The 12440-nt window shown below is 72.8% G+C and carries 8 protein-coding genes and 1 pseudogene; 8 read left to right on the forward strand and 1 reads right to left on the reverse strand.

All coding sequences use genetic code 11. The features are described 5' to 3' along the window. Nucleotides 1-337 precede the first annotated feature (337 nt). Nucleotides 338-3388, forward strand: coding sequence for a beta-N-acetylglucosaminidase domain-containing protein (locus EAO71_RS14045; protein ID WP_187282669.1), 3051 nt, complete (start codon nucleotides 338-340; stop codon nucleotides 3386-3388). A gap of 146 nt (nucleotides 3389-3534) precedes the next feature. On the opposite strand, the gene EAO71_RS14050 is transcribed toward EAO71_RS14045, so the two are convergent. Further along, complete coding sequence (locus EAO71_RS14050; RefSeq protein WP_147978048.1) at nucleotides 3535-4101, reverse strand: HNH endonuclease; 567 nt, start codon at nucleotides 4099-4101, stop codon at nucleotides 3535-3537. Nucleotides 4102-4350: 249 nt separating this feature from the next. Here EAO71_RS14050 and EAO71_RS14055 point away from each other — a divergent pair, with 249 nt between their 5' ends. The 7 genes and pseudogenes from EAO71_RS14055 to EAO71_RS14085 all read left to right on the forward strand — a co-directional run bounded on the left by EAO71_RS14055 (nucleotide 4351) and on the right by EAO71_RS14085 (nucleotide 12440). Then, nucleotides 4351-5418, forward strand: a complete 1068-nt coding sequence (locus tag EAO71_RS14055) for a mechanosensitive ion channel family protein (RefSeq protein ID WP_147978049.1) — start codon at nucleotides 4351-4353, stop codon at nucleotides 5416-5418. A 229-nt stretch (nucleotides 5419-5647) separates the two neighbouring features. After that, nucleotides 5648-6859, forward strand: a pseudogene (locus EAO71_RS14060) (ROK family transcriptional regulator); the annotation flags it as partial. A gap of 93 nt (nucleotides 6860-6952) precedes the next feature. Continuing rightward, nucleotides 6953-8290 carry an ABC transporter substrate-binding protein gene (locus tag EAO71_RS14065; protein ID WP_147979284.1) on the forward strand — a complete coding sequence of 446 codons (1338 nt, stop codon included), beginning with the start codon at nucleotides 6953-6955 and terminating at the stop codon, nucleotides 8288-8290. 135 nt (nucleotides 8291-8425) lie between these two features. Further along, nucleotides 8426-9307, forward strand: coding sequence for a carbohydrate ABC transporter permease (locus EAO71_RS14070; protein WP_261992233.1), 882 nt, complete (start codon nucleotides 8426-8428; stop codon nucleotides 9305-9307). 3 nt (nucleotides 9308-9310) lie between these two features. After that, nucleotides 9311-10195 carry a carbohydrate ABC transporter permease gene (locus EAO71_RS14075; protein ID WP_147978051.1) on the forward strand — a complete coding sequence of 295 codons (885 nt, stop codon included), beginning with the start codon at nucleotides 9311-9313 and terminating at the stop codon, nucleotides 10193-10195. 8 nt (nucleotides 10196-10203) lie between these two features. Continuing rightward, entirely contained in the window at nucleotides 10204-11469 is a 1266-nt protein-coding gene (locus tag EAO71_RS14080) for a 6-phospho-beta-glucosidase (protein ID WP_147978052.1), read from the forward strand. Then, on the forward strand, nucleotides 11460-12440 hold the full coding sequence (locus EAO71_RS14085) for an N-acetylglucosamine kinase (RefSeq protein WP_147978053.1): 981 nt from the start codon (nucleotides 11460-11462) through the stop codon (nucleotides 12438-12440). The genes EAO71_RS14080 and EAO71_RS14085 overlap by 10 nt, the downstream gene beginning before the upstream one ends.

Consider the following 12440-nt stretch of genomic DNA (forward strand, 5'->3'; position numbering starts at 1 on the left):
CTGGTGAGGGGGGCCGCGTCGGTCATCGGCGGTTCGCTGGTGAGCGGGGCGGCGTCGGCGAGGGGCGGTTCGCTGGTGAGCGGGCCCTGTTCAGGCACCCGTATATGGGTGTTGGTGCGGGTGGTCGCGGCCACGGGGGTCTCCCGGTTCGTCTCGACAAGTGGGACAACAGCAACAGGACTACCCATCGCACCCCGTTTTACCGGCGGAAGTTGACGGAGGGACGCCACCTCGCCGAAAGAACATCCCGCAAAGCAGACACATCGACCACCTGCATTGACACCTCGGCCGACCGGGTGGTGGGGTCGTAATCCACTCGTGACCAAAGGAGTCCCCCGTGCACCTCGGGCGCAGGAAGCGGACCGCGACGGCCGTGGCCGCCGCGGTCATCGGCGGTCTCCTCGGCGGGGCGATGCCCGGACTCGCCCAGGCGGCGCCGGTCCCGCCGACCACGACCGCGGACGACCGGGCCGACGCCCGGCGGGCAGCGGCCGCCGACACCGGCGTGTGGCCGCGCCCGCAGTCCATGACCGCCACGGGTCCCTCGGTGCCGCTCGGCGACGAGGTGACCCTGCTCGCCGACGCCGACGCCGACCCGTACGCCCTGGCCGCGCTGCGCGAGGTGCTGCGGTCGGCCGGCGTGCGGACCGTCCACACCTCGCTGCCCGGCGCGGGCACCGTCCTCCGGGCCGGCGGATCTTCCGGCGTCGGGGTCTCCGGCGCCTCCGACGCCCTGCGGGCGCTGCGCGCGCACGAGCGGACCGACCTGCCGCGGGGCGGATACCGGCTGGCGACGGGGCGGGTCCAGGGCCGGGACACCGTGGCGCTGGACGGGGTCGGCGAGGACGGCCTCTTCCACGCCGTGCAGACGCTGCGTCAGCTGGTGGGCCCGCAGCGGGAGATCCGGGGCGTCATGGTCCGCGACTGGCCCGGCAGCGCCGTGCGCGGACTGACCGAGGGCTTCTACGGCCGCCCGTGGAGCCAGGAACAGCGCCTCGCCCAGCTCGACTTCATGGGCCGCACCAAGCAGAACCGCTTTCTCTACGCGCCCGGCGACGACCCGTACCGGCAGACCCTCTGGCGCGAGCCCTACCCGGCGGAGCAGCGCGCCGCGTTCCGCGCGCTCGCGGAGCGCGCCCGCGCCAACCACGTGACGCTCGCCTGGGCCGTGGCCCCCGCCCAGTCCATGTGCCTGGCCTCGGACGACGACGTACGGGCGCTGAACCGGAAGATCGACGCGATGTGGGCGCTGGGGGTGCGCTCCTTCCAGCTCCAGTTCCAGGACGTCAGCTACAGCGAGTGGCACTGCTCGAAGGACGCGGACGTCTTCGGCCGCGGTCCCGAGGCGGCGGCCGCCGCCCACGCGCGCGTGACGAGTGCGGTCGCCCGGCACCTGGCGGAGCGGCATCCGGGCGCGGAGCCGCTGACCCTGATGCCGACGGAGTACTACCAGGACGGCAGGACGGACTACCGGGCCGCGCTCGCCGCCGCGCTCGACGACCGGGTCCAGGTGGCCTGGACGGGTGTCGGCGTCGTGCCGCGCACCATCACCGGGCGGGAACTGGCGGGCGCGCGGGCGACGTTCCGGCACCCGCTGGTCACCATGGACAACTACCCGGTGAACGACTACGCCCAGGACCGGCTCTTCCTCGGCGCCTACCAGGGCCGGGAGCCGGCGGTGGCCGCCGGTTCGGCCGCGTTCCTGGCGAACGCGATGGAGCAGGCCACGGCCTCGCGCGTGCCGCTCTTCACCGCGGCGGACTACGCCTGGAACCCGAAGGGATACCGGCCGCAGGAGTCCTGGCGGGCGGCGGTCGACGACCTGGCCGGGCCGGACGCCGCGGCCCGCGAGGCGCTGTGGGCGCTGGCCGGCAACGACGCCTCCTCGCTCCTCGACCCGGCGGGCGAGTCCGCCTACCTCAAGCCCCTGATGGCGGCGTTCTGGAGCAGCCGGACGGCCGGGTCGCCGGCGGTCCGCGAGAAGGCGGCGCGCGAGCTGCGGGCGGCGTTCACGGTGATGCGGGAGGCGCCGCGGCGGCTGGCCGCCACGGCGGACGGCGCCCTGGCCGAGGAGGCACGGCCCTGGCTGGCGCGGCTGTCGCAGTACGGACTGGCGGGCGAGACGGCGGTCGACATGCTGCTGGCCCAGACCCGCGGCGACGGCACGGCGGCCTGGCAGGCGTCGCTGCGCCTGGAGCCGATGCGCGCGTCGCTCGGGCAGGCCGGCCAGGTGACGGTGGGCAAGGGCGTCCTCGACCCCTTCCTCACGCGCGCCGCGACCGAGTCGGCCGCCTGGACGGGCGCCGACCGCGAACGGCGCACCGGGCGGCGGGCGGAGCGGGAGCAGAGCGCGTACGTGCTCCGGCTGGACCGGGCCCGGCCCGTCGAGACGCTGACCGTGATGACCGAGCCGGGCTCGGGCGAGGGCGCCCGGGTGGAGGCCTACGTGACCGGCGAGGGCTGGCGGCCGCTCGGCCCGCTGTCCCCCTCCGGCTGGACGCAGGCCGACGCGAAGGGGCTGCGCGCCGAGGCGGTGCGGATCGCCTGGACCGGCGCCGCACCCGAGGTGCGCTCGCTGGTGCCGTGGTTCGCGGACGAGCCGCACGCGGACCTGGAGCTGGCCCGTGGCGAGACGGACGCGGAGATCGGCGGGACGGCGCAGCGGGTGGACGTGCACCTGGTGGCGCAGCGGGCGGGCGAGGTGCGCGGCGCCCTGACGGCCCGCGCGCCGAAGGGGATCGCGGTCCGGCTCCCGAAGGAGGTCCTGGTGCCGCGCGGGACGCGGACGACGGTGCCGCTGGAGGTCTCGGTGGCACCGGACGTGCCGGCCGGCTCGTACCAGGTGCCGGTCTCGTTCGCGGGCGAGGAACGGGTCCTGACGGTCCGCGCCTTCCCGCGCACGGCGGGCCCGGACCTGGCGCGCACGGCGACGGCGTCCTCCTCGGGCGACGAGACGCCCGACTTCCCGGCGGCCTCGGCGCTGGACGGCGATCCGGCGACGCGCTGGTCCTCGCCGGCGGAGGACGGCGCCTGGTGGCAGCTTGAGCTGGCCCAGCCGACCCGGATAGGCCAAGTCGTCCTGCACTGGCAGGACGCGTACGCCTCCCGCTACCGCATCCAGGTCTCCGCCGACGGCCGCACCTGGCGCACGGCGGCCACGGTCGCCGACGGCCGCGGCGGCCGCGAGGCGGTCCGCATGGACGCGGCGGACACCCGCTTCCTGCGGGTCCAGGGCGACGCGCGGGCGACTCCGTACGGCTACTCGCTCTGGACGGTGGAGACCTACGCCGTGGCACCCCCGGAGACCCCCGCGCCCCCGGCGCAGCAGCCGTCCCAGCAACCCGAGCAGCCGCAGGCGACCCAGGAGCCGCAGACGCCTCAGGAGTGACGGCACGGGAGACGACCCCCCACGGGCCGTCGGCCCGCCGGCAGGTGCGCGCCGTCGCACCGGGGCGCGCACCGCGGCCGGCGTCACGGCCGCGGTGCGCACGGCGCCGCGACCCGTGCCCGGCCCCGGTACGACGAAGGCCCGGATCAGGTCGCCGTCCTCACGGCCCCCGTGGGGGCGTGGGAGACGGCGTCGATCCGGGCCATCACGTCGTCCGCGCCGTACGGCTGCAAGTAGGGCAGCCAGCGCGGATCCCGGTGACCGGTGCCGATGATCCGCCAGGCGAGTCCGGACGGGGGCGCCGGCTGGTGGCGCAGGCGCCAGCCCAGTTCGCGCAGATGGCGGTCGGCCTTGACGTGGTTGCAGCGGCGGCAGGCCGCCACGACGTTGTCCCAGGCGTGCGTACCCCCGCGGCTGCGCGGAACGACGTGGTCGACGCTGGTTGCGACGCCACCGCAGTACATGCAGCGTCCGCCGTCGCGGGCGAACAGCGCTCTGCGGGTGAGAGGAACGGGCCCCCGGTAGGGGACCCGCACGAACCGCTTCAGCCGGACCACACTCGGTGCGGGGACGACGCGGGTCTCGCTGTGCAGGAAGGCGCCGGACTCCTCGAGGCACAGGGCCTTGTTCTCCAGGACGAGGACGAGCGCGCGGCGGAGCGGTACGACGCCGAGGGGCTCGTACGACGCGTTGAGGACCAGGACATGCGGCACGTGATGCCTCCTATGACGCCGGCGGCGCGTGGCTCGCGCCGGGACGATCTGCTCTCAGTCTCCCCTCATGCCTGGTCAAAGCGCCACCACGTGGCGGTAACGGCCTTGGGGTGTTCTCGACCACATCCACACGGTCACGGGATACATCCCCGGGTGAGGTCCGTCTCTCCCTTCGTCAGGGCGACGGGAGCACATCCGATGCCCCGTTAGTGTGGTTGTTCTGCGTACGCAACGCCTGGAGGTTTCCCCGTGTCCTGGTCAGCCTCGGTGGCCGCCGACGATCCCCAGTCCGTCCCCGTCACTCTGGACGAGGCGGCGGAGCGGGCGACGAGCGCCGCCGGCTGGGTGGAGGAGAACTGGTCCACCTGGCTGAACACCGGTCTGCGCATCGTCCTCATCCTGGTCGTCGCGCTGCTGCTCCGGATGGCCATCCGCCGTGCCCTGACCAGGCTCATAGACCGGATGAACCGGTCCGCCCAGGCCGTGGAGGGCACCGCCCTCGGCGGGCTGCTGGTCAACGCCGAGCGGCGGCGCCAGCGCTCCGAGGCGATCGGTTCGGTGCTGCGCTCGGTCGCGTCCTTCCTCATCCTGGGCACGGCCGGTCTGATGATCCTGGGCGCCTTCAAGATCGACCTGGCGCCGCTGCTCGCCTCGGCCGGTGTCGCCGGTGTCGCCATCGGCTTCGGCGCCCGGAACCTCGTCACGGACTTCCTCTCCGGAGTCTTCATGATCCTGGAGGACCAGTACGGCGTCGGCGACTCGGTCGACGCGGGGGTGGCGTCCGGCGAGGTCGTCGAGGTCGGTCTGCGGGTGACGAAGCTGCGCGGCGACAACGGCGAGATCTGGTACGTCCGCAACGGCGAGATCAAGCGGATCGGCAACCTCAGCCAGGGCTGGGCGACGGCCGCCCTCGACGTCACGGTCCGCCCGACGGAGGACCTGGACCGGATCCGCACGGTGATCACCGAGGTCGCGGAGGCCATGGCCAAGGAAGAGCCGTGGAACGAGCGCCTGTGGGGGCCGGTCGAGATCCTCGGCCTCAACGAGGTGCTGCTCGACTCGATGACCGTCCGCGTGTCGGCGAAGACCATGCCGGGCAAGGCCCTGGGCGTCGAGCGCGAGCTGCGCTGGCGCATCAAGCGCGCGCTCGACGCGGCCGGCATCCGGATCGTCGGCGGTGTCCCCGCGCAGGCGGAGGAGGCGGCCGCGGACCCGACGGCGGGCATGGCCGCCCCCTCGGCCTTCTCCTCGACCACCTCGCCGCAGTCCGCCGCGGCGACCCCGCTGCCGCCCTCCTCGCCCAACCTCTCGAAGTAGGACGGCCCCGGCGGCGGAGGCCCCGCGCCCGCCCGTCCACGACGCCCCCGCAGGTAACGCTTTGGTTGCCTTCGGGGGCGTCGTGCGTCTGCGGGTATTGACGCCCAGGTGACGCCCGTCCTACGGTCCTCCCACCGAATAGGAAACTTTCCTAACAGTGCAGTTGGGGAAGCGGGCCGACGGGCAGCAGAATGGCCCCGTCCAGAGCCGAAGGGCAGGTGCATCCGACATGGCCGGTACGACCCCGGGAACCCCCGGCACCCCTCGTGTCCTGCGGGCCATGAACGACCGCGCCGCCCTCGACCTGCTGCTGGAGCACGGCACGCTCTCCCGGACCCGGATCGGCAAGCTCACCGGGCTCTCCAAGCCGACCGCCTCGCAGCTGCTCGCCCGCCTCGAGGCCGCCGGGCTCGTCGTCGCCGGCGGCACCACCGCGGGGCGCCCGGGACCCAGCGCGCAGCTGTACGCCATCAACGCCCGGGCCGCCTTCGCCGCCGGGCTCGACGTCAACCCCGGCCGGATCCGCGCCGCCGTCGCCGACATCACCGGCGAGGTCGTCGGCGAGTTCGAGCTGAGGACCCCGGGACGCGCCGCCGAGGGCGTCGTCCGCCAGGTCACGACCGCCCTCGACGGCGCGGTGAAGGAGGCCGGGATCACCGCGGCCGAGGTGCACCGCCTCGTCATCGGCACCCCCGGCGCCTTCGACCCGGCCACCGGCCGGCTGCGGTACGCCTCCCACCTGCCCGGCTGGCACTCCCCCACTCTGCTGGCGGAACTGGCCGCGGTGCTCCCGATGCCGTTCGAGTACGAGAACGACGTCAACCTCGCCGCCATCGCCGAGCAGCGCCTGGGCGCCGCACGCGGCCACGACAACTTCGTGCTGCTCTGGAACGAGGCCGGTCTCGGCGCCGCCCTCGTCCTCGGCGGCCGGCTGCACCGCGGCTTCACCGGCGGCGCGGGCGAGGTCGGTTTCCTGCCGGTACCCGGCACCCCGCTCGTGCGGCAGGTCACCAAGGCCAACTCCGGCGGCTACCAGGAGCTCGCCGGCGTCCAGTCCGTGCCCCGGATCGCCCGCTCCCTCGGCATCGACACCGTCGAGCAGCCCTACGTCGCCACCGCGTCCGGGCTCCTCGCGCACGCCGCCGCCCACCACGGCGACGACCCGCGCCACGCCGCGCTCCTCGACCGGTACGCCGAGCGCCTGGCGACCGGACTCGCCTCCGTCGTCGCGGTGCTCGACCCCGAACTCCTCGTCCTGTCCGGCCAGGTGAACGTGGCCGGCGGCGAACCCCTGCGCGAGCGCGTCCAGTCCGAACTGGCCGAGCTCGCGGCCTCCCGCCCCCGGCTCGTCCTCGGCACCGTGGACCGCGACCCCGTGCTGCGCGGCGCCCTCGAAAGCGCCCTCGCGGCGACCCGCGACGAGGTCTTCGACACCTCGCGGTCCGACCACCCCCGGCGCCAGGCGCCCTGGGGTCCGACCGCCACACCCTTCGCCCTCTTCCCCGCCGCCCCTTCGTCACAGGGAGACTCCGTCATGCCCGTCCGTCCGCGCAGAGCCGCGATCGCGCTCGCCGCCACCGCCTCCATAGCCCTCCTCGCCTCCGCGTGCACCGGCTCCGCCGACAACGGCGCGACCGACGACCCCGCCGCGAAGACGACGATCACCTTCTGGCACGGCTGGTCCGCACCGGCCGAGGTGAAGGCGATCCAGGACAACGTGGACCGCTTCGAGAAGTCCCACCCGAACATCACGGTGAAGGTCGTCGGCAACATCAACGACGACAAGCTCAACCAGGCGCTGCGCGCCGGTGGTTCGAACGGTCCCGACGTCGTCTCCTCCTTCACCACCGCCAACGTCGGCAAGTTCTGCGCCTCGGGCGCCCTCGCGGACCTGAAGCCCTTCCTGGAGAAGGACAAGGTGGACCTGGACAAGACCTTCCCGAAGGTCCTCCAGGAGTACACGCAGTTCGAGGGCAAGCGCTGTTCCCTGCCGCTGCTGTCCGACGCGTACGGGCTCTACTACAACAAGGACGCCTTCGAGGCGGCCGGCATCACCGCGCCGCCCAAGACCTGGTCGGAGTTCGCGCAGGTCGCGAAGAAGCTGACGAAGCCGAAGGGCGACTCGTACGAGCAGCTCGGCTTCATGCCGAACTACCTCGGCTACGAGACCGTCCTGAGCCACTACATGTCCCAGTGGAACCACCGGTACTTCGACGCCCAGGGCAAGTCCAACGTCGCCGCCGACCCGGCGTTCGCCGAGATGCTGACGTACCAGAAGTCGCTCGTCGACGGACTCGGCGGGTTCGCCAAGCTGGACAAGTACCGCACCACCTTCGGTGACGAGTGGGGCGCCAAGCACCCCTTCCACACCGGCCAGGTCGCCATGCAGCTCGACGGCGAGTGGCGGCTGAACTTCATCAAGGACGCCAAGGTCGGCTTCGAGGTCGGCGTCGCGCCGCTGCCGGTCGCGGACGACGAGGTCGCGGAGTACGGCAAGGGCTACCTCTCCGGCACGATCATGGGCATCGCCCCGCAGAGCCGGAAGCAGAACGCCGCCTGGGAGCTGGTCAAGTACATGACCATGGACACCGATGCCGTGGTGAACTTCGCCAACGGCATCGGCAACGTGCCCTCCACGCTGGAGGCGCTCAAGTCCCCGAACCTGAAGTTCGACGCGCGCTTCAAGACCTTCCTCGACATCGCCCGGCACCCGCGGTCCTCCACCTCGGACGGCGCGGTGAACGGCTCGGCCTACCAGGACACCCTCCAGGACTTCGCCCAGAAGTACGAGAAGGGCCAGGTCACCGACCTGCGCAAGGGCCTCGGGGAGACCGCGGCCCAGATCGACCGCGACATCGCCCAGGCGAAGTAGCGGCCGGGACACGCCCTCATGAGCACCGACACCCTGCCCACGAAGCGGCCGGCCGCACCCGCCGCCACACCCCAGGACGGGCGTCACACGCTGCGGTCGAAGCGCACGCGCAACGCGCTTCGCACCGCGGCGTTCATGTCGCCCTGGCTGATCGGATTCGGCGTCTTCTTCGCCTATCCGCTCGTCTCGACCGTCTACTTCTCGTTCATGAGGTACGACGGCCTCAACCCGCCGACCTGGCGGGGCCTGGACAACTGGACGTACGTCTTCCAGGACATGCCGAAGTTCTGGCCGGCGATGCAGAACACCCTCTGGCTGGCCGTCGTCATGGTCGCCTGCCGGGTCGTGTTCGGCCTCGGCGTCGGCCTGCTGATCACCAAGATCAAGACGGGTGTCGGCGTCTTCCGCACCCTCTTCTACCTGCCCTACCTGGCCCCGCCGGTGGCCGCCACGCTCGCCTTCGTCTTCCTGCTCAACCCCGGCACCGGACCGGTCAACTCCCTGCTGGAGGCGGTCGGCGTCCCCGCCCCCTCCTGGTTCAACGACGCGGACTGGGCCAAGCCGGCCCTGACGGTCCTCGCCGTGTGGGGCGTCGGGGACCTCATGGTCATCTTCATGGCCGCGCTGCTCGACGTGCCGAAGGAGCAGTACGAGGCCGCCGAGCTGGACGGCGCCTCCGCCTGGCAGCGGTTCCGGTACGTGACCCTGCCGAACATCTCGCCGATCATCCTGTTCGCCGTCGTGACCGGCGTCATCGGCGCGATGCAGTACTACACCCAGCCGATCGTGGCCTCCAAGGTCGCGTCGGGGGTGATGGGAGGCTCGGGCGTCACCTTCGAGCCGGGCTACCCGGACGAATCGACGCTCACCCTCCCGCAGCTGGTCTACAACCTGGGCTTCGGCCGCTTCGACTACGGCGCCGCCTGCGTCGTGGCGCTGGTGCTCTTCGCGCTCTCCATGGCCTTCACCGCGCTGCTCATGCGGCGGCGCGGCGGCCTGATCGGCTCGGGTGACTGATCCATGACGACTGCCTCCCCGCTCGACCGCCCCCTGACGGACCCCGTCGCGAAGGCGGCCCGCCGCCGGTCGCTGCTGCACTGGATCGCGGTGCACTCCCTCGGGATCGCCGCGGCCCTGTTCTTCGTGCTGCCGTTCGTCTTCGTCTTCCTGACGTCCCTGATGAGCGACCAGCAGGCGCTCACCCGCGACCTCACGCCGAACACCTGGCACTGGGACAACTACGTCCGCGTCCTGGACACCCCCGGCTTCCTCACCTGGTGGCGCAACTCCCTGCTGTACTCGGGGCTCGGCACCGCGCTCGTGGTGCTGTCCTCGGTCCCGGTCGCCTACGCGCTGGCGAAGTTCCGCTTCCGCGGCCGGCACCTGTCGATGCTGCTCGTCATCTCGATGATGATGCTGCCGCCGCAGGTCGTGATCATCCCGATGTACCTGTTCTGGGCGAAGCAGCTGGACCTCTCCGGCACGCTGTGGCCGCTGATCGTCCCGATGGCCTTCGGTGACGCCTTCGCCATCTTCCTGCTGCGCCAGTTCCTGCTGACGATCCCCGACGAGTACGTCGAGGCGGCCAGGATCGACGGCTGCGGCGAACTGCGCACCCTGGTGCGGATCGTGCTCCCGATGGCCAGGCCCGGCATCGCCGCCGTGGCGCTGTTCCAGTTCTTCTACTGCTGGAACGACTACTTCGGACCGCAGATCTACGCGTCCGAGAACCCCGGCGCCTGGACCCTGAGCTACGGCCTGGAGTCCTTCAAGGGCGCCCACCACACCGACTGGAATCTGACCATGGCCGCGACCGTCCTGGTCATGGCCCCTGTGATCCTCGTGTTCTTCTTCGCCCAGAAGGCGTTCGTCGAGGGAGTCACACTGACCGGAGTGAAGGGCTAGCTGACGATATGAAGCTCGCTGTCGTGGGGGGCGGCTCCACCTACACCCCCGAACTGATCGACGGGTTCGCGCGCTTGCGGGACACCCTGCCCATCTCCGAACTCGTCCTCGTGGACCCGGCGGCCGACCGCCTCGAACTGGTCGGCGGACTCGCCCGGCGGATCTTCGCCAAGCAGGGTCACGACGGCAGGATCGTCACCACCGGCTCGCTCGACGAGGGCGTCGAGGGCGCCGACGCCGTCCTGCTCCAGCTGCGGGTCGGCGGACAGGCCGCCCGCGAGCAGGACGAGACCTGGCCGCTGGAGTGCGGCTGCGTCGGGCAGGAGACCACCGGGGCCGGCGGACTCGCCAAGGCCCTGCGGACCGTCCCGGTCGTCCTGGACATCGCCGAGCGGGTCCGGCGCACCAACCCGGACGCCTGGATCATCGACTTCACCAACCCCGTCGGCATCGTCACCCGTGCCCTGCTGCAGGCCGGCCACAAGGCCGTGGGTCTGTGCAACGTCGCGATCGGCTTCCAGCGCAAGTTCGCGAGGCTCCTCGACGTGGCCCCGTCCGACGTCCACCTCGACCACGTCGGGCTCAACCACCTGACCTGGGAGACGGCCGTCCGCCTCGGCGGACCCGAGGGCGAGAACGTGCTGCCGCGGCTGCTCGCCGAGCACGGCGACGCGGTCGCCGACGACCTGCGCCTGCCGCGCGCCGTCGTGGACCGCCTCGGTGTCGTCCCCTCGTACTACCTGCGCTACTTCTACGCCCACGACGAGGTCGTCCGGGAGCTCGGCAGCAAGCCGTCACGGGCCGCCGAGGTCGCCGCCATGGAGAAGGAACTCCTCGCGATGTACGGCGACCCGGCGCTCGACGAGAAACCGGCGCTGCTCGGCAAGCGGGGCGGCGCGTTCTACTCCGAGGCGGCCGTGGACCTGGCCGCGGGGCTGCTGGGCGGCGGCGGTTCGCCGTACCAGGTGGTCAACACGTACAACAACGGCACCCTTCCCTTCCTGCCGGACGACGCCGTCGTCGAGGTACAGGCCGCGGTCGGCGCGCAGGGGGCGTCGCCGCTGCCGGTCGCCCCGGTCGACCCGCTGTACGCGGGGCTGATCGCGCACGTGACCGCGTACGAGGACCTGGCGCTGGAGGCCGCCCTGCGCGGCGGGCGCGACCGGGTGTTCAAGGCACTGCTCGCCCATCCGCTGGTGGGGCAGTACGCGTTGGCCGACGGGCTCACCGACCGGCTGATCGCGCACAACCGGGAGCACCTCGAGTGGGCCTGAACGGAAGCCTGCTGGCGATCGACGCCGGCAACAGCAAGACCGACGTCGCGGTCCTCGGCACGGACGGCAGCGTCCTCGGCGCGGCCCGCGGCGGAGGGTTCCAGCCGCCGGTGGTCGGGACCGGCGCGGCGCTGGACGGACTGGCGGAGATCGTGGACCGGGCCTGGGCGGCGGCCGGCGGCCGGGGGCTGCCACCCGGGTTCGCGCACGTCTCCGCCTGTCTGGCGAACGCCGATCTCGCCGTCGAGGAGGCGGAGCTGCAGGCCGCGATCGAGGCGCGCGGGTGGAGCCGCTCGGTGCAGGTGCGCAACGACACCTTCGCGCTGCTGCGCGCCGGGGTCGACGAGCCGCGCGGGGTCGCCGTGGTCTGCGGTGCCGGGATCAACTGCGTGGGGATGCTGCCGGACGGCCGGACCGCCCGCTTCCCCGCGATCGGGAAGATCTCCGGCGACTGGGGCGGCGGGGGCGGGCTCGCCGACGAGGCCCTGTGGTGGGCCGCCCGTGCGGAGGACGGGCGGGGCGAGCCGACCTCGCTGTCCCGCGCCCTGCCCGCGCACTTCGGCCTGGAGACGATGTACGCGCTGATCGAGGCCCTGCACCTGGGCCGGATCCCGGCGTCCGCGCGGCACGAGCTGACGCCCGTGCTGTTCCGGGTGAGCGCGGCGGGCGACCCGGTCGCGCGGTCCCTGGTGCACCGGCAGGCCGAGGAGGTGGTCGCGCTGGCCGCGGTCGCGCTCGGCCGGCTCGGGCTGCTCGACGAGGAGACGCCGGTGATCCTGGGCGGCAGCGTGCTCGCCGCCCGCCACGCCGAACTCGACGGGCGGATCGCGGAACTCCTCGCCGTGCGGGCGCCGAAGGCCGTCGTCGGGGTCGTGACCTCGCCGCCGGTGCTCGGCGCGGGGCTGCTCGCGCTCGACGGGTGGGGCGCCGGCCCCGAGGCGGCGGCCCGGCTGCGGGCCCACTACGCCTGA

This window comes from Streptomyces sp. MS191 (assembly GCF_008042125.1).
Lineage (GTDB): Bacteria > Actinomycetota > Actinomycetes > Streptomycetales > Streptomycetaceae > Streptomyces.